General features: G+C 66.5%; 24 protein-coding genes. 10 read left to right on the top strand and 14 right to left on the bottom strand.

Translation table 11 applies throughout. The features are described 5' to 3' along the window. Position 1 precedes the first annotated feature (1 nt). Positions 2-784 (top strand): SDR family oxidoreductase, encoded by a 783-nt coding sequence (locus ACX12F_RS25510; RefSeq protein ID WP_459367050.1) that lies wholly within the window; start codon positions 2-4, stop codon positions 782-784. Then, on the top strand, positions 781-1,929 hold the full coding sequence (locus tag ACX12F_RS25505) for a sulfotransferase family protein (protein WP_459367049.1): 1,149 nt from the start codon (positions 781-783) through the stop codon (positions 1,927-1,929). Before ACX12F_RS25510 ends, ACX12F_RS25505 begins: the two co-directional genes overlap by 4 nt. Positions 1,930-2,014: 85 nt before the next feature. On the opposite strand, the gene ACX12F_RS25500 is transcribed toward ACX12F_RS25505, so the two are convergent. Together ACX12F_RS25500 and ACX12F_RS25495 are read right to left on the bottom strand one after the other, a co-directional pair. Beyond that, positions 2,015-2,494: a hypothetical protein gene (locus ACX12F_RS25500; protein WP_459367048.1), complete on the bottom strand. Its 480-nt coding sequence runs from the start codon at positions 2,492-2,494 to the stop codon at positions 2,015-2,017. Then, positions 2,494-3,648 (bottom strand): 3-ketosteroid-9-alpha-monooxygenase, oxygenase component, encoded by a 1,155-nt coding sequence (locus tag ACX12F_RS25495; RefSeq protein WP_459367047.1) that lies wholly within the window; start codon positions 3,646-3,648, stop codon positions 2,494-2,496. The genes ACX12F_RS25500 and ACX12F_RS25495 overlap by 1 nt, the downstream gene beginning before the upstream one ends. A gap of 127 nt (positions 3,649-3,775) precedes the next feature. On the opposite strand from ACX12F_RS25495, the gene ACX12F_RS25490 reads away from it, so the two are divergent. Both ACX12F_RS25490 and ACX12F_RS25485 read left to right on the top strand, forming a co-directional pair. After that, the gene (locus ACX12F_RS25490) at positions 3,776-4,300 is read left to right on the top strand and encodes a gamma carbonic anhydrase family protein (RefSeq protein ID WP_459367046.1); all 525 of its coding nucleotides are present in this window, start codon (positions 3,776-3,778) and stop codon (positions 4,298-4,300) included. Between the two features lie 64 nt (positions 4,301-4,364). Then, complete coding sequence (locus tag ACX12F_RS25485; protein WP_459367045.1) at positions 4,365-4,889, top strand: hypothetical protein; 525 nt, start codon at positions 4,365-4,367, stop codon at positions 4,887-4,889. 4 nt (positions 4,890-4,893) lie between these two features. Here the strand turns inward: ACX12F_RS25485 and ACX12F_RS25480 are convergent, their stop codons facing one another. Genes ACX12F_RS25480 through ACX12F_RS25460 form a run of 5 tightly spaced genes read right to left on the bottom strand, consistent with a single transcriptional unit; the run spans position 4,894 to position 8,756 of the window. Beyond that, positions 4,894-5,295 carry a nuclear transport factor 2 family protein gene (locus ACX12F_RS25480; RefSeq protein ID WP_459367044.1) on the bottom strand — a complete coding sequence of 134 codons (402 nt, stop codon included), beginning with the start codon at positions 5,293-5,295 and terminating at the stop codon, positions 4,894-4,896. Between the two features lies 1 nt (position 5,296). Further along, positions 5,297-5,425, bottom strand: coding sequence for a hypothetical protein (locus ACX12F_RS25475; protein WP_459367043.1), 129 nt, complete (start codon positions 5,423-5,425; stop codon positions 5,297-5,299). 17 nt (positions 5,426-5,442) lie between these two features. Continuing rightward, complete coding sequence (locus ACX12F_RS25470; protein WP_459367042.1) at positions 5,443-6,618, bottom strand: thiolase family protein; 1,176 nt, start codon at positions 6,616-6,618, stop codon at positions 5,443-5,445. Positions 6,619-6,652: 34 nt separating this feature from the next. Then, positions 6,653-7,714, bottom strand: a complete 1,062-nt coding sequence (locus tag ACX12F_RS25465) for a thiolase family protein (RefSeq protein ID WP_459367041.1) — start codon at positions 7,712-7,714, stop codon at positions 6,653-6,655. A 40-nt stretch (positions 7,715-7,754) separates the two neighbouring features. Further along, positions 7,755-8,756, bottom strand: coding sequence for a Zn-ribbon domain-containing OB-fold protein (locus ACX12F_RS25460; protein ID WP_459367040.1), 1,002 nt, complete (start codon positions 8,754-8,756; stop codon positions 7,755-7,757). A 58-nt stretch (positions 8,757-8,814) separates the two neighbouring features. Between ACX12F_RS25460 and ACX12F_RS25455 the strand changes: the two genes are divergently transcribed. From ACX12F_RS25455 to ACX12F_RS25445, 3 genes are all read left to right on the top strand, one after another. After that, entirely contained in the window at positions 8,815-9,846 is a 1,032-nt protein-coding gene (locus tag ACX12F_RS25455; RefSeq protein WP_459367039.1) for an LLM class F420-dependent oxidoreductase, read from the top strand. Positions 9,847-10,030: 184 nt separating this feature from the next. After that, a complete protein-coding gene (locus tag ACX12F_RS25450; RefSeq protein WP_459370505.1) occupies positions 10,031-10,786 on the top strand; it encodes an acetoacetate decarboxylase family protein in 756 nt (251 codons plus the stop codon). Next, entirely contained in the window at positions 10,783-12,018 is a 1,236-nt protein-coding gene (locus tag ACX12F_RS25445; protein WP_459367038.1) for a cytochrome P450, read from the top strand. Before ACX12F_RS25450 ends, ACX12F_RS25445 begins: the two co-directional genes overlap by 4 nt. On the opposite strand, the gene ACX12F_RS25440 is transcribed toward ACX12F_RS25445, so the two are convergent. The 5 genes from ACX12F_RS25440 to ACX12F_RS25420 form a co-directional block, all read right to left on the bottom strand. After that, a complete protein-coding gene (locus tag ACX12F_RS25440; RefSeq protein ID WP_459367037.1) occupies positions 12,015-12,389 on the bottom strand; it encodes a DUF5073 family protein in 375 nt (124 codons plus the stop codon). The two genes, ACX12F_RS25445 and ACX12F_RS25440, sit on opposite strands and share 4 nt — an antisense overlap. Beyond that, positions 12,389-13,174, bottom strand: a complete 786-nt coding sequence (locus ACX12F_RS25435) for a heavy metal-binding domain-containing protein (protein WP_459367036.1) — start codon at positions 13,172-13,174, stop codon at positions 12,389-12,391. Before ACX12F_RS25435 ends, ACX12F_RS25440 begins: the two co-directional genes overlap by 1 nt. A gap of 19 nt (positions 13,175-13,193) precedes the next feature. Then, the gene (locus ACX12F_RS25430; RefSeq protein ID WP_459367035.1) at positions 13,194-14,411 is read right to left on the bottom strand and encodes a sensor histidine kinase; all 1,218 of its coding nucleotides are present in this window, start codon (positions 14,409-14,411) and stop codon (positions 13,194-13,196) included. 62 nt (positions 14,412-14,473) lie between these two features. Next, positions 14,474-15,442, bottom strand: a complete 969-nt coding sequence (locus tag ACX12F_RS25425) for an NAD-dependent epimerase/dehydratase family protein (protein ID WP_459367034.1) — start codon at positions 15,440-15,442, stop codon at positions 14,474-14,476. Further along, on the bottom strand, positions 15,442-16,242 hold the full coding sequence (locus ACX12F_RS25420) for a crotonase/enoyl-CoA hydratase family protein (RefSeq protein WP_459367033.1): 801 nt from the start codon (positions 16,240-16,242) through the stop codon (positions 15,442-15,444). The genes ACX12F_RS25425 and ACX12F_RS25420 overlap by 1 nt, the downstream gene beginning before the upstream one ends. A 69-nt stretch (positions 16,243-16,311) precedes the next feature. Here ACX12F_RS25420 and ACX12F_RS25415 point away from each other — a divergent pair, with 69 nt between their 5' ends. After that, positions 16,312-17,964 carry a medium/long-chain-fatty-acid--CoA/3-oxocholest-4-en-26-oate--CoA ligase gene (locus tag ACX12F_RS25415; RefSeq protein ID WP_459367032.1) on the top strand — a complete coding sequence of 551 codons (1,653 nt, stop codon included), beginning with the start codon at positions 16,312-16,314 and terminating at the stop codon, positions 17,962-17,964. Between the two features lie 14 nt (positions 17,965-17,978). After that, positions 17,979-19,100 carry an NAD(P)H-dependent flavin oxidoreductase gene (locus ACX12F_RS25410; protein WP_459367031.1) on the top strand — a complete coding sequence of 374 codons (1,122 nt, stop codon included), beginning with the start codon at positions 17,979-17,981 and terminating at the stop codon, positions 19,098-19,100. 62 nt (positions 19,101-19,162) lie between these two features. Here ACX12F_RS25410 and ACX12F_RS25405 read toward each other — a convergent pair whose 3' ends face one another. Beyond that, on the bottom strand, positions 19,163-19,861 hold the full coding sequence (locus ACX12F_RS25405; RefSeq protein ID WP_459367030.1) for an LpqN/LpqT family lipoprotein: 699 nt from the start codon (positions 19,859-19,861) through the stop codon (positions 19,163-19,165). A 106-nt stretch (positions 19,862-19,967) separates the two neighbouring features. Between ACX12F_RS25405 and ACX12F_RS25400 the strand changes: the two genes are divergently transcribed. Continuing rightward, on the top strand, positions 19,968-21,065 hold the full coding sequence (locus tag ACX12F_RS25400; protein WP_459367029.1) for a methyltransferase: 1,098 nt from the start codon (positions 19,968-19,970) through the stop codon (positions 21,063-21,065). Here the strand turns inward: ACX12F_RS25400 and fadD17 are convergent. Beyond that, entirely contained in the window at positions 21,062-22,624 is a 1,563-nt protein-coding gene (gene fadD17, locus ACX12F_RS25395) for a long-chain-fatty-acid--CoA ligase FadD17 (protein WP_459367028.1), read from the bottom strand. The two genes, ACX12F_RS25400 and fadD17, sit on opposite strands and share 4 nt — an antisense overlap. Positions 22,625-22,628: the final 4 nt, after the last annotated feature.

The raw sequence follows: 22,628 nt of genomic DNA, 5'->3' as shown, positions 1-22,628 counted from the left end.
CGTGAGCGGACTGCTCGATGGGAAGGTAGTGGTGATCAGCGGGGTCGGGCCAGGGCTCGGGACGACGCTGGCCCGTCGATGTGCTGAGAACGGTGCCGACCTGGTGCTGGCCGCCCGCACGGTGGAGCGCCTCGAGGATGTCGCCAAAGAGGTGACGGTGCTGGGCCGCCGCGCACTGGCGGTGGGCACCGACATTACCGACGAGCAGCAGGTCGCCAATGTGGTGGCTCGCACCTTGGAGGAGTTCGGCAAGGCTGACGTGCTGATCAACAACGCGTTTCGGGTTCCGTCCATGAAGCCGTTCGCCAACACCACTTTTGAGCACATGCGCGACGCGATCGAGCTGACGGTGTTCGGCGCGCTGCGCATGACGCAGGGCTTCACCCCGGCGCTGGAAGCCGCCAAAGGTGCTGTGGTGAACGTGAACTCGATGGTCGTGCGGCACTCGCAGGCCAAGTACGGCGCCTACAAGATGGCGAAGTCGGCCCTGCTGGCCATGTCCCAGACCCTCTCGACCGAGCTGGGCGAGAAGGGCATTCGGGTGAACTCCGTGATGCCCGGCTACATCTGGGGTGAAACCCTGGAGGGCTACTTCAGCCACCAGGCGCAGAAGTACGGCACCACCGTCGAGCAGATCTACGCGGCATCGGCCGCCGGCTCCGATCTCAAGCGGCTGCCGACCGAGGACGAGGTGGCCTCGGCCATCCTGTTCCTGGCCAGCGATTTGTCCAGCGGCATCACCGGCCAGTCGCTCGACGTCAACTGCGGGGAGTACAAGGCATGAGCACGGCGCGCACCAACGTGGGTACCGTCGAGGATTTGCACGCCTCGGCCGTCAAGGCCTGTGGCCTGGACGACTTCGGCGGCGACGACGACAACTACCTGGAAGCCCTTGGCGTGCTGCTGGATTCGTTTCAGCGCGAGGCCGACCTGACCGAGCTGGGCAGCAAGATGCAGCGGTTCTTCACCCGCAACGCGCTGGTGGCCCGGCTGGTGTCCAACGCCGCGTTCAAGCAGTACCCGCAGCACGCCGACGTGCCGATCGAGCGGCCCATCTTCGTCACGGGTCTGCCCCGCACCGGCACCACGGTGATCCACCGGTTGCTTACCGCCGACCCGGCCCACCAGGGCCTCGAGATGTGGCTGGCGGAATTCCCGCAGCCGCGGCCGCCGCGCGAAACCTGGTCGGAAAACCCGGTTTTCAGTGCGCTCGATGCGCGGTTCAAGCAGGCGCACGAGGAGAACCCCGAATACACGGGCCTGCACTTCATGACGGCCGACGAGGTCGAGGAGTGCTGGCAGTTGCTGCGCCAGTCCCTGCATTCGGTCTCCTACGAGACGCTGGCGCATGTGCCGACCTACGCGCACTGGCTGGCCCGGCAGGACTGGACCAAGTCGTATCAGCGGCACCGCAAGAACCTGCAGTTGATCGGCTTGAACGAGCCCGAAAAGCGCTGGGTGCTCAAGAATCCCAGTCACTTGTTCGCGCTGGAGGCGCTGCTCAAGGTCTATCCGGACGCGCTCGTCGTCCAGTGTCACCGGCCGGCCGAGACCATCATGGCGTCGATGTGCTCACTTGCGCAGCACACCACGGCGGGCTGGTCGAACACGTTCACCGGCAAGGTGATCGGCGACGACTCGATGGAGACGTGGTCACGCGGCCTCGAGCTGTTCAATGCCGAACGGGCCAAGCATGATCCGAAGCAGTTCTGCGACGTCGACTACTTCGAGTTCATCAAGGACCCGGTCGGTGCCGTCGAGGGCGTCTACCGCACCTTCGACATCGAGTTCACCGATGCCGCGCGGCAGGCGATGACCGACAGCCACGCCAAGACCCAGCAGGGCCCGCGGGCGCCGAAGCACACCTACTCGCTGTCCGACTATGGGCTGACGGAGGAGCAGGTCAAGGAGCGCTTCGCCAACCTGTAACCGCCGAAACGGCGTTCCAGCAGTGAAAACGTGAGTAGCGGCCTGCTGGAATGCCGTTTCGGTGAAAAGGGACGAGAAGAAATGCTCAGCCGTCACCGGGGGAGGGGGCGGTGGAGAACTCCTCCAGGCACCCCTCGGCGACCGCATGCTTGATGCTGTCGGACATCTTCGGGCACGAGCGGCTGCGGCTGGGGTCGCCGCCTCCGGCGCGAATCTCGCTGAAGTAGGCGCACCGCTCCGTCGCCGCCGAATTCCACTGCACCGCAGTGTGTTCCGGGCCGAGCTTCTTGACCGACACCGTCGAGTGACAGAACCGGCAGTCCACCGAAACCAGTCCGGAGGTCAGGTACCGCTCACGATCAGCCGCGGTGGCCTCGCGAACCGCGGCCAGCCGCGCCGGATCGCCGGCGAAATCCGGTGCCTTGGACCAAGATCCGCTCGCCGGCGCGCCAGACGGTGGACGCGCGTGGTCATCGTGTTCTTCACCGTGACCCATCAGCTGCAGCATCGAACGGGCCAGGCGCTCTGCGTCGGGCGCCTGGGTCCGTTCGTCGTGCTGGGGCATCAGCTGGACTGCTCCGCGGATTCCTTGGCCTCGGCCTGCTGACGCAGATTCTCGGCGACCTCGCCCTGCCACTTCTCGTTGGCAACCGTGGTGTCGATCTCCAGCTCGAAGCGGTCCGTCATGTCCGGCGTGATGTCGGCGACGTCGACGTAGAACTGCTGGTACCAACGACGCATCTGGTAGACGGCGCCGTCTTCCTCGACCAGCAGCGGGTTGTCGATGCGGGTCTTGTGCTTCCAGATCTCGACGTCCTGCAGGAAGCCCTTGCTGACACCGTCGGTCATCGCGTCGGCCAGCTTCTGGGTGGTCTTCTCGTCCATGCCCTTGGGCTTTTCTACGATGACGCCCCACTGCAGCACGAACGCGTCCTGGCTGACCGGGTAGTGGCAGTTGATCAGGATCGACTCGGCCTTGTAGCCGGCGTAGTTGTTGTGCAGCCAGTTGATCATGAACGACGGCCCGAAGTACGAGGCCTCCGAGTCGAGGTGCGCCTCGCCGTACTGGGTGCCCATGCCACCGATGTCCGGCCGGCCCACGTTGTGCAGGTACTGGCTGGCGATGTGGCCCTCGAAGACGTTCTTGAAATACGTCGGCAGGCCGTAGTGGATGTAGAAGAAGTGCGCCATGTCAGTGACGTTGTCGATGATCTCGCGGCAGTTGCTGCCCTCGATCAGCAGCGAGTTCCACTGCCAGTCCGTCCAGTTGTCACTGTGGAATTCGGGGATCTCGGGGATCCGCACCTCTTCGGTCGGCGCGTTGCCCTCGTGGTCGTGCCACACGAAGAGCAAGCCGCCGCGGACGTCGGTCTGCCAGGCACGGGTGCGCGCCAGCCGCGGAGTGCGCTTGGCGTAGGGCACCAGCTGGCACTTGCCGTCGCCGCCCCAGCGCCAGTCGTGGAACGGGCACGCGACGGCGTCACCCTTGATGGTGCCCTGGGACAGGTCACCACCCATGTGGCGGCAGTAGCCATCCAGGATTTTCAGGTCGCCCTTCGAGTCCGCGAACACCACCAACTTGGTGCCGAATGCCTCGAACGAGTGCGGCTTGCCGTCCAGGAAGTTCTTCACAGGACCCACGCAGTGCCACCCACGGGCAAAGCGGTCCGGCAGCGCGCCGGTATCGATCTCGCGAACCCCCGCGGTTTCGGTGCTCACCTTGGCCTCCCAATCTGTGCCTAGTAACTAGAACACGTTACAGTTTTTCCTCGGTGTAGCGCAATGCAAGCGTCCCCACCTGCGGTGTATCGCGAGGCCGAGGGAAGCGGCGGGGTAGGTTTTGACCATGCCGCTTTACTCCTTCGAGGGCCGAAGCCCGGCCGTCGACCCCACGGCCTTCATCGCACCCACCGCCGTCCTGATCGGCGATGTCCGCGTCGAGGCCGGTGCGTCGGTGTGGTTCAACGCGGTTCTGCGTGCGGATTACGCGCCTGTGGTCATCCGCAACGGCGCAAACGTGCAGGACGGGTCTGTGCTGCACGCCCCTCCCGGCATCCCGGTCGATATCGGGCCCGGCGCGACCATCGCCCACCTGTGCGTCGTGCACGGTGCACACGTCGGTGCCGAAGCGCTGATCGCCAACAACAGCACCATCCTCGACGGCGTGGTGATCGGTCGGCGGAGCCTGGTCGCAGCCCACTCGCTGGTGGTCGCCGGCACCAAGATCCCCGACGAGGTACTGGTCGTGGGCTCGCCGGCCAAGATTCGCGGCCCGATCGCCGGGACCGGCGCCGAGACGTGGATCAACACAAACCCGCAGGCCTACCGCGAGTTGGCCGAGCGCTACCTGGCGAGGCTGGACGAGGTTTAGGGCTATCGGGCCGGATTTCGCGGAAATCTGACATCGGCGCCGGCGTTCGGCCAAGACTGGGCGCATGAAGCTGCCGTTCTTCGTCCTGGCTGGTATTTCGGTGATGCTCACGGCCCCGCTCGCGCATGCCGCGCCGCCACCCAATTTTCCGGATTTCGCGGGCTTCGACGTCGTCACCGCCACCCATCTGGCGACCTATCAGCGCACAGATCAGCAGGTGGTGAAGTTCTCCACGTCCGACGGACTGGCGTGTCTCATGAGCGCGCTGGGCGGGGTGGCGCCGATGGTGCGGTGCTACGGGTCAGTGCCGGGAACGGCAGGTCTGGCCGTCACCGCCGATCCCAATGCCAAGGCGCCCCGGGAATTCGGGATCGCACAGGTGCATGCGGCCAACGAGGGCACGATCAGCAATTACCGCGGCGACCACCCGACCGATCTCGCCGGGGCCGCGTTATTGGCGCCAGGCGAGAAGGTGACGCTCACGACGATGACGTGCGGGGTCGCGCCGGGTGGCGTCACCGCCTGCATCGATACCACCGACGGCGGCCACGGCTTCGTCCTGCAGCCCACCGGCTCCTGGACGTTCTAGAAAATTACGACGAACGCGGCGCTTCCCAGAATGCACGTAGCGCCGACATCTGGCCGGCCTCGTTCACCCGGTAGGTGAAGACGCCTTCGGTGGTGAAGTCGTGCCCGGCGATGGTGGTCACGATGCTGCCGACGTTGGCTTCCTCGTCACCGCACTGGTACGTGGTCAGGAAGTTGAACACGAGCTTGTCGGTGGGCGCGATCGCCTTGTCCCAGAAGGCCGAGATGGCTGCCTTGCCACGGTGCCCCTGGCCCTCGGGATCGAGGAACGACGGTCCGATCGGGTCCTGCACGATGGCGTCGTCGGCGAAGTTCGCCAGCCAGGCTTCCTTGTCTCGGGCGGCCACCGCATCGCGCGAGCGCTTGCCGGCCAGGTGCGCGGGGTGATTCGGGTCGGAAACTGTCATGTCAGTCCTGCCAGCCGGAGTGGATGTGGATATCGGCGTACCGCTTCAGAGAATCCTTGTTCTTTTCGATCGGTGCGTCAAAGGTCGCGCCGAACCCGACTTCGTCGATCGGGCCCGGCGCGACGCTCACGGAGGAAGCCCAGGCAGCTACTTGGCCGGCTTGTCGCTGGAGACGACCCACATCGAGTAGTACTGCGCGCCACCGCCATAGGCGTGTCCCAGCGCCTTACGGGCGCCCTCGACCTGGTGGTCGCCGGCCTTGCCCATGACCTGGATGGCCGATTCGGCGAACCGGATCATGCCGGACGCGCCAATGGGATTGGAGCTCAGCACACCGCCGGAGGCGTTGAACGGAATCTTGCCGCCGATGGCCGTCTCGCCGGCCTCGGTCAGCTTCCAGCCTTCGCCTTCGGCGGCAAACCCCAAGTTCTCCAACCACATCGGCTCGAACCACGAGAACGGCACGTAGACCTCGGCGCAGTCGATCTCGTCGATCGGGCTGGTGATGCCGGCATCCCGCCACAGGGCGGCGGCGGCGTCGCGGCCGGCCTGCGGGTTCACCTGGTCGCGGCCCGAGTAGGCCAGCGGTTCGGTGCGCAGTGCCGTGGCGTGAATCCAGGCCACCGGATGTCCCTCGGCGACGCGGGCATCGGAGATTTCCTCATTGCCGATCACCATGGCGGCCGCGCCATCGGATGACGGGCAGGTCTCATCGAAACGAATTGGGTCCCAAAGCATCTGGGAGGCCATCACCTTCTCGACGGTGATGTCGGGCTGGTGCAGGTGGGCGAGCGGGTTCTTGGCGCCGTTGAGCCGGTCCTTGACCGCCACGATGGCACCGATGTTCTCCGGCGCACCCGAGCGGCGGATGTAGGCCCGCACGTGCGGAGCGAAGTAGCCACCGGCGCCCGCGCCTACGGGCTTGGTGAACGGCACCGGAATCGAGAGCGCCCACATGGCGTTCGACTCCGACTGCTTCTCCCAGGCCATGGTCAGCACCCGGCGGTACTTACCGGACTTGACCAGGCTGGCGGCGACGATCGCGGTTGAGCCACCCACCGAACCAGCGGTGTGCACGCGGATCAGCGGCTTGTTGGTGGCGCCGGTGGCGTCGGCCATGAACAGCTCGGGCATCATGACGCCCTCGAAGAAGTCCGGTGCCTTACCGACCACGACGGCGTCGATGTCGGCCATGGTGCACCCGGCATCGGCCAGCGCACGGTCGATCGCTTCACGCACAAGGCCGTTCATCGAGACGTCCAGACGCTTGGCGACGTACTTGGTCTGTCCGGTGCCCAGGACGGCGGCGAGATTCTTGGCCATTAGCAAGTTCCTTTGTTCTTCGCGCAAGCGCTCATCACGAGCCCGCCAGGACGCATATCAGATTCTGTTGCAGCGCGGGTCCGCTGGTGGCGTGGGCCAGCACGCGGTTCGCCGACCCGTTGAAGATGTGCTCGGCGGCGAAGCCGATGCGCTCCAGGCCGGCCGAGAACATCGGGTTGGCGGCCAATGCGCCACCCGACGGGTTGATCTTGGTCGACGCCCCGAGACCGATCGCCTCGGCGAGGATCAACTGCTGGTGGCTGAACGGCGCGTGCAGCTCGGCGATCTCGATCGAGCCGGCGTCCCCGCCGGTGGCGGCCTGCGCCGATGCGGCGGTCGAGGACGAGGTCGTCAGGTCGCGCGCGCCAAGGATCGGGGTCTCGATGCGGTGCTCGAAACCGGTTATCCACGCCGGGTTTTCGCGCAGTTCCCGGGCCTTGTCGGCCGAGGCCAGCACGATCGCGGAGGCGCCGTCGGTGATCGGGGCGATGTCGTGGCGACGTAGCGGGTCGGCGAAGAACGGCCGAGACAACAGGTCGTCGATGCTGCCGGTGACCTCTTCGCGGTCGGTGCGGCCGCCGGCGGCGAACGAGTCCAGCGCCACCTGAGCCATCTGCTCTGCGGTCCATTTGCCGGCATCCAGGCCGAAGCGGGCCTGCAGGCCCGCCATCGACACGGCGTCCGGCCACAGCGGTGCGACGGTGTAGGGGTCTGTCTGCAGGGCCAGCACCCGGCGCAGAGTGCCGGCGCTGCCCTTGCCGAAGCCGTAGACCAGGGCGGTGTCGACCTCGCCGGTCAGGATCTTGATGTAGGCCTCGTACAGCGCCCAGGCCGCGTCCATCTCGACGTGCGATTCGTTGATCGGCGGGATGGCGCCGATCGAGTCGATGGCCGAGATGAACGAAAATGCCCGGCCCGCAAGGTAATCCGACGAACCGGAGCACCAGAAGCCGATATCGGTCTGCTTCAGGCCCAACTCGGCGTACAGCTTTGCGAAACACGGCATCAGCATCTCGACGCCGTTGGTGGTGCCGTCGGTGCGGCGCACATGCGGGGCATGCGCGAACCCGACGACCGCTATTTCAGATGAAGTCATTGCTCTGTTCTCTTCTCTTCGCGCAAGCGCTCATCGGCCTTTACAGGTGGTGCTTGTATGAGTCGTAGTCGGCGTCGGGTTCGCCGGATGGCTTGAAGTGCGAGATGTTGTCGATGCCCAGGCCCCACTCCTCGCGAGGCTTCCACACCGCCTCCACCCGCATGCCCATCCGGACGTCGGCCGCGTCGATCTCGGTGACCAGGTGCAGGAACGGGATGTCGGCGCCGTCGAGCAGCACGTAAGCGGCCACGTACGGCGGCTTGATGCGCTGTCCGGCGAACGGGATGTTGATGATCGCGAACGTCGTCACAGTGCCGCGGTCGACCAGCTCGACGAACTCGTCGAGCTCCAGGCCCGTGGCGGCATCGGCTTCCTTCGGCGGGAACAACACCGGGCCGGGCTTGCCGTCGCGGCCGACCTTCGTGCGGGCGCCGAGCAGCTTGCCCTCTTGCAGGCCGCGCAGGAACACGGTTTCGGGATGCGAAGCGGTGTGCTCGATTTCGATGGACGTCGGCACCACCAGCATGGTCACCGGGTCACGATCGTCGGCCGGCAGCGGCGCTACCGCATCCTCGCCAGGCACGAAGTACGCGATATCGGTGATGGCGCCGACCGGCTCGTCGACCCAGTGCGCACGGACCCGGTCGCCGGCCTTCAGTGAACCCTCCGGGACATCAACGGCGTGCAGCAGCGGGGTGTCGGCGCCGTCGAGCTTGATCAGCGCCCAGGCGAACGGGCGCTGCAGCGGCTGCCCTTCGAGGGGCTGGGGCTGCCAGGTCCACGACACCACGGTGCCGACACTGGCGACCGGAACCACCTCGGTCAGGGCCTCATACGTGACAGGGTCATACTCGGCGGGAGGTACGTGTACCCGGCCGTCCGACCCGCGGGTGCCGACGACGCGTCGTCCGCGCAGCGCGGTGAAGAACTGACTCAGCACCGGACCTACTGAACGGGTGTAGTCGAATGACAGTTTCAGCGGGGCCGAAAGAGGCGGCTCATGGCCTGCCATCTGGGCTGGGCTGCTTTGGCTAGCGCTCACAGCATCGAGTAGAACAGGTTCTAACAATCGTGGCAAGCACGTTCGGAAAGGCGACCTCATGAAACTCGGTTTGCAGCTCGGATACTGGGGCGCCAAGCCGCCCACCGATCACGCGACTCTCGTCGCCGCGGCGGAGGAAGCGGCGTTCGACACCGTCTTCACCGCCGAAGCCTGGGGCTCGGACGCGTACACACCGCTGGCCTGGTGGGGCCGGGAAACCACCCGGATGCGCCTGGGCACCTCGGTGATCCAGATGTCGGCCCGCACACCCACGGCGTGTGCCATGGCGGCGCTGACCCTCGATCACCTGTCCGGCGGGCGCCACATCCTGGGCCTGGGCGTTTCGGGGCCGCAGGTCGTCGAGGGCTGGTACGGGCAGAAATTCCCCAAGCCGCTGGCCCGCACCCGCGAGTACATCGACATCCTACGCAAGGTCTGGGCCCGCGAAGCCCCGGTCACCAGCGATGGTCCGCACTATCCGTTGCCGCTGTCCGGTGAGGGCACGACGGGTCTGGGCAAGCCGCTCAAGCCCATTACCCACCCGCTGCGCGCGGACATCCCGATCATGCTCGGTGCCGAAGGTCCCAAGAACGTGGCGCTGGCCGCCGAGATCGCCGACGGCTGGCTGCCGATCTTCTACTCGCCGCGCATCGCGGGCATGTACAACGAGTGGCTCGACGAGGGCTTCGCCCGGCCGGGGGCGCGGCGCACCCGGGAGGACTTCGAGATCTGCGCGACGGCTCAGGTGGTGGTCACCGACGACCGGCCCGCCGTCATGGAGATGATGAAGCCGTACCTGGCGCTCTACATGGGCGGGATGGGTGCCGAGGACACCAACTTCCATGCCGACGTCTACCGCAGGATGGGCTATGCGGAGGTCGTCGACGACGTCACCAAGCTGTTCCGCAGCGACCGCAAGGACGAGGCGGCCAAGGTCATTCCGGACGAGTTGGTCGACGACTCGGCGATCGTCGGGAACCTCGACTACGTCAAGGAGCAGATTAAGGCCTGGGAGGCCTCTGGCGTCACCATGATGGTCGTCGGAGCCAAGTCGGTCGAGCAGATCAAGCAGTTGGCTGAATTGGTCTAGTTTCCCGGGCGAACGGGCGTAAGGCTGTCGGTTTGGCGCTTCAACGTGCAGTTTTACGCCTGTTCGCAAATGCGGCAGTAGACACTTATTGCGGAGTGTCTACAACGTGTTCTAGATTTGTGCTGTGACAGACGCCACCGAGTCCGCACCCTCGCAGCACACCATCGCGGGCACCGTGCTCACCATGCCGGTCCGCGTCCGCAGGGCCACGCAGCACATGGCCATGTTCTCGGTCGACGCAGACGCCGCACAACACATGATCGACTACAGCGGCCTGCAGGTCTGCCGGTACCGCCCGCGGCGCGCGGTCGCCGTCCTGATGCTGATGCACTACGTCGACAGCGACCTGGGCGAGTACCACGAGTACGGCACCAACATCATGGTGAACCCGCCCGGCTCGACCGCCTCGGGCTTGCGCGCGCTGCAGTCGGCAGGCGCCTTCATTCATCACCTGCCCGTCGACCAGGCCTTCACACTGGAGGCCGGCCGCAACATCTGGGGCTACCCGAAGGTCATGGCGGACTTCACCGTCCGCGGAGCGGACGATCAGGCCGGGGTCCGCGGAGCGGACGATCAGGCCGGGGTCCGCGGAGCGGACGATCAGGCCGGGGCTCGTGATGGCCGCTCATTCTCCTTCGACGTCACCATCGACGGCCAGTTCGCCGTCGGGATGGACTTCCGGCCGGGCTTCCCGGTGCCCGCGCCGTCCAAACCGCAGGCGCCCCCGACCTATTCGCACCTCGACGGCGTCACCCGCGAGACCGTCGGCGTGATGAGGCCGTCGGGCGTGCGCTACCGGCCCGGGGGCGTGACGGTGCGACTGGGCGACCACGCGTACGCCCGGGAACTGGCCGCCCTCGGCTTGCCGAAACGTGCCATGCTCTCGGGCTCCGCTGACAACGTAGACATGACCTTCGCCGACGCTCAGGAGATCAAGTGACAAGTGTTATCACCCGCCCCGACGTCGACCTGGCCGACGGCCGGTTCTACGCCGACCGCGAGGCCGCGCATGAGGCCTATCGCTGGATGCGGGCCAACGAGCCGGTGTTCCGGGACCGCACCGGACAGGCCGCGGTGACGACCTACCAGTCCCTGCTCGACGCCGAGCGCAACGCCGAGCTGTTCTCCAGCGCCGGCGGCATCCGCCCCGACCAGCCGGGCATGCCGTACATGATCGACATGGACGATCCGGCGCACCTGGTGCGGCGCAAGCTGGTCAACGCCGGCTTCACCCGCAAGCGCGTCATGGACAAGGTGCCCTCCATCGGGCGGCTGTGCGACGCCCTGATCGACAACGTCTGTGAGAAAGGCGAGGCCGACTTCGTCCGGGATATCGCCGCTCCGCTGCCGATGGCAGTCATCGGCGACATGCTCGGGGTGCTGCCCACCGAGCGCGAGATGCTGCTCAAGTGGTCCGACGACCTGGTGTGCGGGCTGTCGTCGCACCTGGATGAGTCGTCGATCCAGATGCTGATGGAAACCTTTGCGGCATATACCGCTTTCACCATGGACGTGATCGCGGACCGGCGCGCCAACCCCACCGACGATCTGTTCTCCGTGCTGGTCAACTCCGAGGTCGAAGGCCAGCGGATGGACGACAACGAGATCGTCATGGAGACCCTGCTCATCTTGATCGGCGGTGACGAGACCACCCGGCACACGCTGTCCGGCGGCGTCGAACAGCTGTTGCGGCACCGCGATCAGTGGGACCGCCTCGTGGTGGATGAGCGCTCGCGCGAAGACCAGAGTGGGGAGTCCCGTCTCCTCTCCGGCGCGATCGAGGAGATGCTGCGCTGGACCTCCCCGGTGAAGAACATGTGCCGCACCCTGACTGCGGACACCGTCTTCTACGGCACCGAGCTGAAGAAGGACGAGAAGGTCATGCTGATGTTCGAGTCGGCGAACTTCGACGGCGAACAGTTCGAGAACCCGAACGAGTTCCACATCGACCGAACTCCCAACAGCCACTTGGCTTTCGGCTTCGGCACCCACTTCTGTATGGGCAACCAGCTGGCCCGGCTCGAGCTGCGCCTGATGACCGAGCGGCTGTTGCAGCGTCTGCCCGACCTACGCTTGGCCGAGGGAGCGGATGTGCCACTGCGTGCCGCCAACTTCGTCAGCGGCCCTGAGGCCATGCCGGTGGTGTTCACCCCGACCGCCCGCGTGCTCTAGCCGAGGTTCATCGCGAGCACTTCGACAGCGGCGTCGATGTGCGGACAGATCGTGGTGCCATGACGTGCGACCAACTGCGTCAGGGCGCGCGCGAGATGCGGTCCCACGGCGCTCGCGTCGAGCATCTCTTCGGCGATGACGATGTCGCTCACAACGTGGGCCGCCTTCAGGCGCCCGTCCGCTGCGATCTCGTAACGCCAGTCGCCGATCTGGACCCACTCGGGCGCGGAGCGGAACAACCCACGCCGGCCCGGCGTATGTACGACGCCGGGCACCGCGCGGAAAACGTTGACGACGGCCGCGATTCCGGCCGGCCCGGCCAGTGCCGCGGCCACGGTGTCGCTCACCCGGGTGGGGTCGAACTCGGCCATCACCCGCTCATCGGCAGGACGAATGCCGGAGCGATGGTTTCGGGCTCGCCGATGCGCCGGACTGCGGTGCCCGCGACGTAGAACTCCACCGTGTGGTGGCCCCACGCATAGTTGGAGATGGCGAACTGCACGCCGACAACGCCGTTTGCGGCGTCACGTTCAGCCTCTGCCTGCATGCGGGACATGGCTAACTCCCGGGCTTCGTAATTGCCCTGGGTCCACTGCGGCATTTCGGCGTTGCGACCCATCTGCTTCATGTTCTGCATGAACCCTTGTACAGCAACGTGATACACGCAGTTCCCCATGACGAACGCGACGGGCATGAATCCGGACCGTAACAACGTCGTCAGGTCCTGGCCGGACAGGTGGCTGCTGAACGCCTGTCCGTTGGGGCGGCGGTAGGCACCTGGTTTCGCGGTGTAGCGCACCGCCGTGCCCACCGCGATGAACTCGAGATGGTCGGCTTCGCCGACGTGCCGCCAGTCGAGGCGGACACCGACCACTCCGTCGGCACCGATTGCGTCGGCCTCAGCCTGCATGCGCGCCATGGCATTCCACCGCGCGCGGTAGGTGGCCTCGGTCAGCACCGGCAGCTCCGACTGTTGACGCAGGCCCGTGAACTGATAGCCGACGTGGTACACCGATGCGCCCATCACGAGTTCCATCGGCGCGAATCCCGCGCCGTGCAGCAGCGCGAATTCATTGATCGACAGGTCGGAGGTGAACAGTTTGTCGGCATGGGACAGCCGCTCGCTGGCTATCGGATCGAGTGAATTGGGCTGCATCTACGTGGTCCTCTCGTGATCAGGCAACCGATTGCCGGCCAGCGGTCCTGGTCGGCACCGCGATCGAGATGACGGTCCCGGCTGAACCCGTGACCGCGAATTCGCCGCCGGTGGCGAGCACCTTGGTGCAGATCGACGCGAACCCGATGTGACCGTCCTCGACGCTCTGCGCGAGTCGGTCCGCGGGGATGCCGACGCCGTCGTCGGCGATGCGCAGTTCGGCCCGGCTTCCGTTGTGCGCCAAAGTGAATCGGAGATTGTCGGCTTGTGCGTGTTTGATCGCGTTGGTCGAGAACTCCCGGGCCGCGCTGTAGAGCAGATAATCGGCATCGGTGCGCAGGTTGTCGGGCCAGCCGTCGGCATCCAGATGGACCGCGATGCCGGTGCGGGCGGCGATGCTGTCGGCCAGTGAGGTGATCGCGGCCTTGAGGCCGGCGCGGGCCAGCACCTCGGGGTGTAGTTCACGCACCACGTCGCGCAGCAGCCGGGAGGACTCGGCCAGGGCGAAGTCGACGCGGTCCATACCCTCGACCGACCCGTCGCGGACGTCCTCCATGTCGTGGCGGGCCACCAGGACGTATTGCAGCGCACCGTCGTGCAGGCGTTCGGAGAGCGACTGACGCTCCCGCTTCTCCAGGCTGATGACTTCTTCGAGCAGGCGGGTGCGCTCCAGGGCCAGGCCGGTGATGGTTCTGGTCTTCGATTGCTGGATCCACGACAGCGCGACCGACCCGGCCGCCAGGCCGAACACGATCGCAGTCCGCAACAGAATGGAGCCCCAGGGCTCCTGGCCGTTGGCCTCGCGGTCGATCCAGTTGACGACGAAGAACGTGCCGACGGTCGGGATCGCGATCATGGCACTGACAACGGGATCGAGCTGGGCTGCTGCGATCAACGGGATCAGGAACAGGCCGTGCTGCAACACATCGGATGTCCAGGTCTCCGGCGAGCTCAGCCCGGTATCCACCGAGATGACGGCCACCACCGTCAGATCCGCGCACAGCATGAGCAGGGAAACCGCGCGGTGTGCGCGCTGGTCCGGGTGATCGGCGGAGCGCTGCGCCCACCACCCCCATAGCGTGACCGCCGCGGCGTAGCCCGCCAAGATGCCCCAGTGCAGCCAGCGGTTGGCGTTCGGTGGTTGTAGCAGCAGGCCCGACCCGATGAATACCGCCAGGAGGGTGCGGAGCGCGAACTGCAGCAGCAGGCCCCGCAACAGCGAGGTGTCTTCGTGCATGCCCGGCTCCTTTGTGATTTGTGCACGATTTTCCGCGATGGCCGCGGAAAATCGTGCACAAATCACGCAAAAGATTCGACGATCGACTCTCTGGGGTCGCGCCAGCTCAGGTTCAGGTCGGACAAGGTCGTGCTGTCATCGGTGGGTACCGCGGCTGTCAGGAGCAGGGCCGCTTCATAGCTCAGGCCCTCTGCCAGCGGCAGCCAGCGTCCGGCGAAATCCGAAACTCGGCCGACACCGCGAAACAGGCCGGGCGACAGTGGAATCCGGCGGATCGGCCGTCCCAGTGCGGACTGTAGTGCGTCGACCATCTGGTCGAACGTCAGCATCACACCCCCACAGACATAGCGCTTCGGTCCGCGACCGGGCTGCATGAGTGCCGTGTGCACCCGGGCCACATCGCCGACATCGACCATCTGCATGCCGCCACGCAGGCGCGGGGCGACGCGGTACCGCACGATGGGGTCCCAACCCCGTTGCGTCACACCGACTGCCGTGTGGAAGGCCGGCCCGACCACCGATGACGGATACGTGACGACGACGGGCGCGCCCCGGGACTGCAGCCGCCGCGCCGCGTGGTCGGCGTAGGCCTTGGTGCGGGCGTAGTCGCTGCGGCCGGGCGCCGGCGGAGTGTCGGGTCCGATGACACCGTCGGTCGGTGGGAACAGAGAACTGTAGGACGACACCGACACGATCGGGTCGAGGCCCAATTCGGCGGCCTGGGTCAGCAGGGCCTCGGTGGCATACGCGTTGATGTCCCACATCAGCTGGGTCCGGCGGCTGTCGGTGCCGACGACGCCGGCCGCGTGCAGCGCGGCGTCACAGTCGGCCAGCAGTTCGGAAACCGTTGCGGCGTCACGAATGTCGCCGGTCAGGACCTCGAGCGGCCCCAGCCGGCCCAGCGCCTCGAGCGCGGCGTCGTCGCTGCCACCGGGGACCACCAGTAGCCGGACGGTGTGCCCGGCCGCCAGCAAGGCGCGGACGGTGTGGGCACCGAGGTAGCCGGTGCCACCCGTCACTGCGATGTGCATCAGCGCATCTTGAACTGCGGCGCGCGCTTCTCCTTGAACGCCAGCGGGCCCTCCTTGGCGTCCTCGGACAGGAACACCGGGATGCCGTTGGCCGTGTCGGGCTTGAAGGCGTCGAGCTCGTGCATGCCTTCGGTCTCGCGGATGGTCTTCAGGATGGCCTGCACCGCCAGCGGGCCGTTGTTGTTGATCACCTCGGCGATCTCCAGGGCCTTGTCCAGCGCCGTGCCGTCGGGAACCACATAGCCGATCAGCCCGTAGTCCAGCGCCTGCTGGGCGGTGATGTGCCGCCCGGTCAGCAGCATGTCGCACGCGATGGTGTAAGGAATCTGGCGCACCAGGCGCACCGCCGAGCCGCCCATCGGGTAGAGGCTCCACTTGGCCTCGGAGATGCCGAACTTGGCGCTCTCCCCGGCGATGCGGATGTCGGTGCCCTGAAGGATCTCGGTGCCGCCGGCGATGGCCGGGCCCTCGACCGCCGCGATCAGCGGCTTGGTCAGGCGGCGGCCCTTGAGCAGGCCGTCGATGCGCGACGGGTCGTAGCTGCCGTCCTTGAACGAGTCGCCCGGCGGCTTCTTGGTGGCGCCCTTGAGGTCCATACCGGCGCAGAAGTAGCCGCCGGCGCCGGTGAGGATGCAGGTGCGAATCTCGGGATCGTTGTCGACGCGGTCCCACGCTTCGACCATTATCGAGAGCATCTCGCCCGAAAGGGCGTTGCGGGCCTCGGGCCGGTTCAAAGTGACGATCAGCGTGTGTCCGCGCTGCTCAATGAGGGCGTCGGGGCCTTTTTCGGGTTCGCTCACGGGTACCAACTTCCGGTCTCGAGATCGTTAGACTTGTCACAAAATGTAACACGTTCTAGTTTATGTAACGTGGCTCTGAACATCGCAGATCTTGCCGAGCACGCCATCGATGCTGTGCCGGACCGTGTCGCACTCATCTGTGGCGACGAAAAGCTGACCTACGCCGAGTTGGAGGAGAAGGCCAACCGCCTGGCCCATTACCTCCAGTCCCAGGGCGTCAAGAAGGACGACAAGGTTGGGCTGTACTGCCGCAACCGCATCGAGATCGTGATCGGCATGCTCGGCATCATCAAAGCCGGCGCCATCCTGGTCAACGTCAACTTCAGGTACGTCGAGGGTGAGCTGAAGTACCTGTTCGAGAACTCGGACATGGTCGCCCTGATCCATGAGCGCCAGTACTCGGACCGCGTCGCCAACGTGCTGCCGGAGCTGCCGCTGCTGAAGACCATCCTGGTCGTGGAGGACGGGTCGGACAACGACTTCCAGCGATACGGCGGCGTCGAGTTCTACTCCGCCATCGCCGACAGCTCGCCCGAGCGCGACTTCGGTCCGCGTAGTGAAGACGACATCTACCTGCTGTACACCGGCGGCACCACCGGATTCCCCAAGGGCGTCATGTGGCGGCACGAGGACATCTACCGAGTCCTGTTCGGCGGCACCGACTTCGCCACCGGCGAGCCGGTCGCCGATGAGTACGACCTGTCCAAGCAGGCCGCCGCCAACCCGCCGATGATCCGGCTCCCCATCCCGCCGATGATCCACGGCGCGACGCAGTCGGCCACCTGGATGGCCCTGTTCACCGGCCACACCGTCGTGCTGATGCCGGAGTTCGACGCCGACGCGGCGTGGCGAATGATCCACGAGCACAAGGTGAATCTGCTGTTCTTCACCGGTGACGCGATGGCCCGGCCGTTGCTGGACGCTCTGCTGGCGCACCAGGAAGCCGGCAACGAGTACGACTTGTCGTCGCTGTTCCTGCTCGCCAGCACCGCTGCACTGTTCTCGACCAGCCTCAAGGAGAAATTCCTCGAGCTGCTGCCCAACCGGATCATCACCGACTCGATCGGCTCGTCCGAAACCGGTTTCGGTGGCACCAGCATCGTGGCGAAGGGCCAGTCGCACACCGGTGGCCCGCGCGTGTCCATCGACAAGAACACCAAGGTCCTCGACGAGGACGGCAACGAGGTGGTTCCCGGTTCGGGCGTGCGCGGCATCATCGCCAAGTGCGGCCACATCCCGGTGGGTTACTTCAAGGACGAGAAGAAGACCGCCGAGACCTTCCGCACCTACAACGGGGTTCGGTACGCGATCCCGGGCGACTACGCCGAGGTCGAGGCCGACGGCAGCGTGACCATGCTGGGCCGCGGCTCGGTGTCGATCAACTCCGGTGGCGAGAAGATCTACCCCGAAGAGGTCGAGGCCGCGCTCAAGGGACATCCGGACGTGTTCGACGCGTTGGTCGTCGGTGTCCCGGACCCGCGCTTCGGTCAGCATGTCGCGGCCGTCGTGCACCCGCGTGAGGGCAGCAAACCGTCACTGGCCGACCTGGATGCGTTCGTGCGCAGCGAGATCGCCGGCTACAAGGTGCCGCGCAGCCTATGGCTGGTCGACGAGGTCAAGCGGTCCCCGGCCGGCAAGCCCGACTACCGCTGGGCCAAGGAGCAGACCGAGGCGCGTCCTGCCGATGAGGTGCACGCGAAACACGCAGGCGCACAAGCCTAGTTAGGGACGAGAGAATGAAAACCGAACTCTGCGAACGCTTCGGGATCGAATACCCGATCTTCGTCTTCACGCCGTCCGAGAAGGTGGCTGCGGCGGTGACCCGCGCCGGGGGCATGGGGGTGCTGGGTTGCGTCCGGTTCAACGACGCCGACGACCTCGAGAACGTCCTGCAGTGGATGGACGCCAACACCGATGGCAAGCCCTATGGCGTCGACATCGTGATGCCGGCCAAGGTCCCCACCGAGGGCACCAGCGTGGACATCAACAAGCTGATCCCGCAGGGGCACAAGGACTTCGTCGAGAAGACCCTCGCCGATCTCGGGGTGGCGCCGTTGCCGGCGGACGAAGAGAAGAACGAGGGCGTGCTGGGCTGGCTGCACTCGGTGGCCCGCAGCCACGTCGAGGTGGCACTCAAGCACCCGATCAAGCTGATCGCCAACGCGCTCGGTTCACCGCCGAAGGACGTCATCGATCAGGCGCACGCCGCCGGTGTCCCGGTCGCGGCCCTGGCCGGCTCGGCCAAGCACGCGGCACGGCACGTGGAGAACGGCGTCGACATCGTCGTCGCCCAGGGCCACGAGGCCGGAGGCCACACCGGGGAGATCGGTTCCATCGTTTTGTGGCCGGAAATCGTTGACGCGCTTGGCGGTTCGGCGCCGGTACTGGCGGCCGGGGGTATCGGCACCGGACGGCAGCTGGCCGCCGCGCTGGCGCTGGGCGCGCAGGGCGTCTGGATGGGTTCGGCGTTCCTGACCTCGGCCGAATACGACCTGGGTGTGCGCTTGGAGTCGGGCGTTTCCGTTGTGCAGCAGGCGATGCTGAACGCGACCTCGGCCGACACCGTCCGCCGCAAGATTTATACCGGCAAGCCGGCCCGGCTGCTCAAGAGCCGCTGGACCGACGCCTGGGACGCCGAGGGTGCGCCCGATCCGCTGCCGATGCCATTGCAGAACATCCTGGTCAGCGAGGCGCATCAGCGAATGAACGAGTCCGGTGATCCGACCGCGGTCGCCATGCCGGTCGGTCAGATCGTCGGCCGGATGAACGAGATCCGCCCGGTCGAGGTGATCATCGCCGAGCTGGTCGCCGAGTTCGAGGCCGCCACCAAACGTCTGGACGCCATTCGCGACAACTGACGTCCTGTCGATGATCCCGTGTTCCCGGTGCCCGAAAAGGCAGGGGACACGGGATCATTCGTTTACGGGGTGATAGTGACCTGCTTGGCCACCGTATCGGTGGCCGCCTGGATGATCGGCGTCTGGTCCACCGAGCCATCCGAATTCAGTTGCAGCACATAGGTGGCACCGTTCGACGGGAAGATCACCGTCTGCTGGGCGACGAACTTGGCCTTGCCGTCGGACACCCAGGTGCCGGCGATCCGGTAGGCGGGATAGTTGCGCACCGTGGTTTCCGTACCGGGACCCGACGGCGTGAAGCCCGGAAGGTTCTGAATCTCTCCGGGTGCGGTGGCCATCAGCGCCTTGGCGTCGACGTCACCGGTCAGCTTCGACAGCAGCGCGACCACGCTGGGTGCGTAGTCCTTCGGATCGACGGTGCCGTTGTAGATGATCGAGTCGTACGCCCACGGCGGATTGTCGTCACCGGTGGACTTCCAGCCGTCCGGCTTCGGCAGCTCGACCTTCGGTTCGCCGGTGTCGGTGCGGTGCACCTGCAGCTCGGTGATCTTGTGGTCCTTGATGTAGCTGGCGATCGTCGGGTTGGGGCCGTCAGTTGCCTTGTCGCTGGCCGCATCCGGACCGGTGGCCGCCGCAGTCGCCGCGGCGCTGGTCGCGTTGTCGATCGACGCGCTCGCGTCTTTGCCGGAGTCGCACGCGGCCAGCACCACAGACAGTGCGGTCGCTGCCGCGACGAGGCCGGTGATCGCGGACGTTCTCATACGGCCGAGACTAATCGACGGAGCTCGCGGTGTTCCTGTGAGCCGGACCCGGGCGGCGCCGATCAGGTCTGGCGCGGGGATTAGCTGTGGCGTTACTGTGTGCTCCGTGGCAATTGCGCAAAAACCACCGCCCGGCTGGCTTCTCGACGGCATCGGCCGGGTTCGCGGCGGCTTGAGTCAGCTGCGCCAAGCCGTGGCGCCGGCCAACCTGACCGTGTTCGAGATGGTGCAGGGCAGCTGGCTCACCCAGGCCATGTACGCGGCGTCCAAACTCGGCATCTTCGATGCCCTCGCCGGTGGTCCGACAACGGCCGACGACGTCGCGCGCCGCGTGGACTCCGATCCTGGCGCCACTTTCCGGTTGATGCGGGCGTTGGCCAGTAACTCGCTGCTCAAGCAGGAGCGCGACGGCCGGTTCGCGCTGACCCGGCTCGGGGAGGCGTTGCGGTCCGATGCGCCGGGTTCCATGGCGCCCATGCTGCAGTTCGTCGGCGACCCGAAGCACTGGGAGCACTGGGGCCGGCTGCTCTACTCGGTGCAGACCGGCAGGACCTCCGCGGAGATGCTCCGCGGCATGCCCATCTTCGAATACCTGGAGACCGATCGTGACCTGGCGGAGGTGTTCAACAACGCCATGACTGCGGTATCCGCCATGGCGATCGAAACCCTGGTACCCGCCTACGATTTCGGTCGTTTCCGCACGATCGTCGACGTCGGTGGCGGTCACGGGGCGCTGCTGGCCGCGGTGCTGCAGCAGGCCACTGAAGCCCGTGGCGTGCTGTTCGACCTGCCGTCCGTCGTCGCCGGAGCCGGTCCGCTGCTGGACGCGGCCGGGGTGGCCGACCGGATCACGGTTACCGGTGGCTCGTTCTTCGACGCGGTGCCCGAGGGTGGGGATGCCTACCTGCTCAAGACGATCATCCACGACTGGGATGAGGACAGCGCGCTGGTGATCCTGCGGAACATCCGCAAAGCGATCGACCCGGCCGGGACCGTGGCCCTCATCGAGATGGTGCTGCCGGAAGGCACGCCGCACCACCCCGGCATGCTCCTCGACCTGGAGATGCTGGTGGCTGCCGGCGGCCAGGAACGTACCGGTTCGGAATACGCGGACCTGTTGACGCGCGCCGGTTTTCGGCAGACCCGGGTGGTCTCGACGGCCGGGCCGATGTCGCTCGTCGAGGCCATCCCGGTCCACGACTAGCGGGCGATCGCGAAAACCGGGTCGGCGCAGTCGGTACCCTCGGCCGACAGCTGTCGTTTGATGACCTTGAAGGTCTCGGTGCGCGGCAGGGTCGTGGCGACGCGGACGAAGCGGGGCCACTGCTTGGGGCCCAGATCCTCCTGGGCGGCCAGGAAGGCGCTGAAGTCGTCCGCGGAGAATTCCGCGTGGTCGAGCAGGACGAGCGCCGACATCACCTGATCGCCGACGGCGGGATCGGGAATCGCGTACACGGCCGCCTCGACCACGTCGGGGTGCCGCAGCAGCACCTGCTCGATGGGCGCGGTGCCGAGGTTCTCGCCGTCGACCCGCATCCAATCACCAAGGCGCCCAGCGAAATAGATGAACCCTGCGTCGTCCCGGTAGGCCAGGTCGCCGGTGTGATAAATGCCGCCGGCCATGCGCTCGGCCTCGGCGGCCTCGTTGTTGTAGTAGCCGCGGAACCAGCCGCGGCCGGTGGGGTTCACCAGTTCGCCGACAACACCGGGCGGGCACGGCAGTCCCGTCTCCACATCGACGATGGCCACCTCGTCGGTCAGCGGGCCCAGTGCGCCGGGCGGGGTGTCCGGGGTGCGGGCGACCGCGACGCCGCCTTCGGTGGAACCGAAGCCGTCGACGACGATGACGCCGAAACGCTGTGCGAACCGGTCCAGGTCACGCGGGGCACCCTCGTTGCCGTACATGAATTTCAGCGGATTGTCGGTGTCGTCCGGTTGCGCCGGAGTGGCCAGGATGTACGACAGCGGCTTGCCGACGTAGTTGGCATAGGTGGCGCCGTAGCGGCGTACGTCCCGGAGGAACCCGGACGCGGAGAACTTGCGGCGCAACGCGACCGACCCCTGGGCCGCCAGCGCCACCGCCCAGCCGGCCATCACCGCATTGGAGTGGAACAGCGGCATGGACAGATAGAACGTGTCGTCGCGGCCGAGGCCGAACCGGTCGGCCAGCATCCGGCCCGGGAACGCCACCTTGTCATGGGTGACCCGGACGGCCTTCGGGTCACCGCTGGTGCCCGAGGTGAAGATCAGCATGAACAGGTCGTCGGGGCCGACGTCGGCGAACTGCACCGGCGCGCCGGCGAATCCTGCGAGTTCGGTTGCCCATGAAGCAGATTCGACATCGATGACATCGATACCCGCGGCGTCGAGACCCGCCGGGACCAGCTCTGGGTTGTCGGCCAGTACCAACTGGCAGTCGGACCGCTCGGCATCGCCGACCAGCGCGGCACCGCGGCGCGTGGGGTTCAGGCCTACGGGTACCAGGCCCGCCAACGCGGCGGCCACCAGCAGCGACGAGAAGAACGTCGTATTGCTCAGCAGCACACCGATATGCGGCGGTTTGGCCGGATCCAGTCGAGCCTTCAACGCCGCGGCCAGCTGGGCCCCGGCGGCGATGTGGTCGGCCCAGCTGATCAGATCAGCCGGGCCGCCATCATCGTCTTGCGAGGCACCGTCTGGCGCCGTAGCGCAGTCGTACAACCCGCGGTCGGTGACGTCGACGAGCGGGCGCAGCAGGTCGCTGACGGTCGGGCGAGCGGACATCGAT

The sequence above is a fragment of the Mycolicibacterium sp. HS_4_1 genome, assembly GCF_054515875.1.
The sequence above is the reverse complement of the archived record's forward strand: the minus strand, read 5'-3'. Positions and strand labels throughout refer to the sequence as shown.

Coding starts and splice junctions, on each gene's coding strand:
- ACX12F_RS25505 (WP_459367049.1), top strand. CDS start 781: ATGAGCACGGCGCGCACCAACGTGGGTACCGTCGAGGATTTGCACGCC.
- ACX12F_RS25500 (WP_459367048.1), bottom strand. CDS start 2,494: ATGCCCCAGCACGACGAACGGACCCAGGCGCCCGACGCAGAGCGCCTG.
- ACX12F_RS25490 (WP_459367046.1), top strand. CDS start 3,776: ATGCCGCTTTACTCCTTCGAGGGCCGAAGCCCGGCCGTCGACCCCACG.
- ACX12F_RS25485 (WP_459367045.1), top strand. CDS start 4,365: ATGAAGCTGCCGTTCTTCGTCCTGGCTGGTATTTCGGTGATGCTCACG.
- ACX12F_RS25480 (WP_459367044.1), bottom strand. CDS start 5,295: ATGACAGTTTCCGACCCGAATCACCCCGCGCACCTGGCCGGCAAGCGC.
- ACX12F_RS25470 (WP_459367042.1), bottom strand. CDS start 6,618: ATGGCCAAGAATCTCGCCGCCGTCCTGGGCACCGGACAGACCAAGTAC.
- ACX12F_RS25465 (WP_459367041.1), bottom strand. CDS start 7,714: ATGACTTCATCTGAAATAGCGGTCGTCGGGTTCGCGCATGCCCCGCAT.
- ACX12F_RS25455 (WP_459367039.1), top strand. CDS start 8,815: ATGAAACTCGGTTTGCAGCTCGGATACTGGGGCGCCAAGCCGCCCACC.
- ACX12F_RS25450 (WP_459370505.1), top strand. CDS start 10,031: ATGCCGGTCCGCGTCCGCAGGGCCACGCAGCACATGGCCATGTTCTCG.
- ACX12F_RS25440 (WP_459367037.1), bottom strand. CDS start 12,389: ATGGCCGAGTTCGACCCCACCCGGGTGAGCGACACCGTGGCCGCGGCA.
- ACX12F_RS25435 (WP_459367036.1), bottom strand. CDS start 13,174: ATGCAGCCCAATTCACTCGATCCGATAGCCAGCGAGCGGCTGTCCCAT.
- ACX12F_RS25430 (WP_459367035.1), bottom strand. CDS start 14,411: ATGCACGAAGACACCTCGCTGTTGCGGGGCCTGCTGCTGCAGTTCGCG.
- ACX12F_RS25425 (WP_459367034.1), bottom strand. CDS start 15,442: ATGCACATCGCAGTGACGGGTGGCACCGGCTACCTCGGTGCCCACACC.
- ACX12F_RS25410 (WP_459367031.1), top strand. CDS start 17,979: ATGAAAACCGAACTCTGCGAACGCTTCGGGATCGAATACCCGATCTTC.
- ACX12F_RS25405 (WP_459367030.1), bottom strand. CDS start 19,861: ATGAGAACGTCCGCGATCACCGGCCTCGTCGCGGCAGCGACCGCACTG.
- fadD17 (WP_459367028.1), bottom strand. CDS start 22,624: ATGTCCGCTCGCCCGACCGTCAGCGACCTGCTGCGCCCGCTCGTCGAC.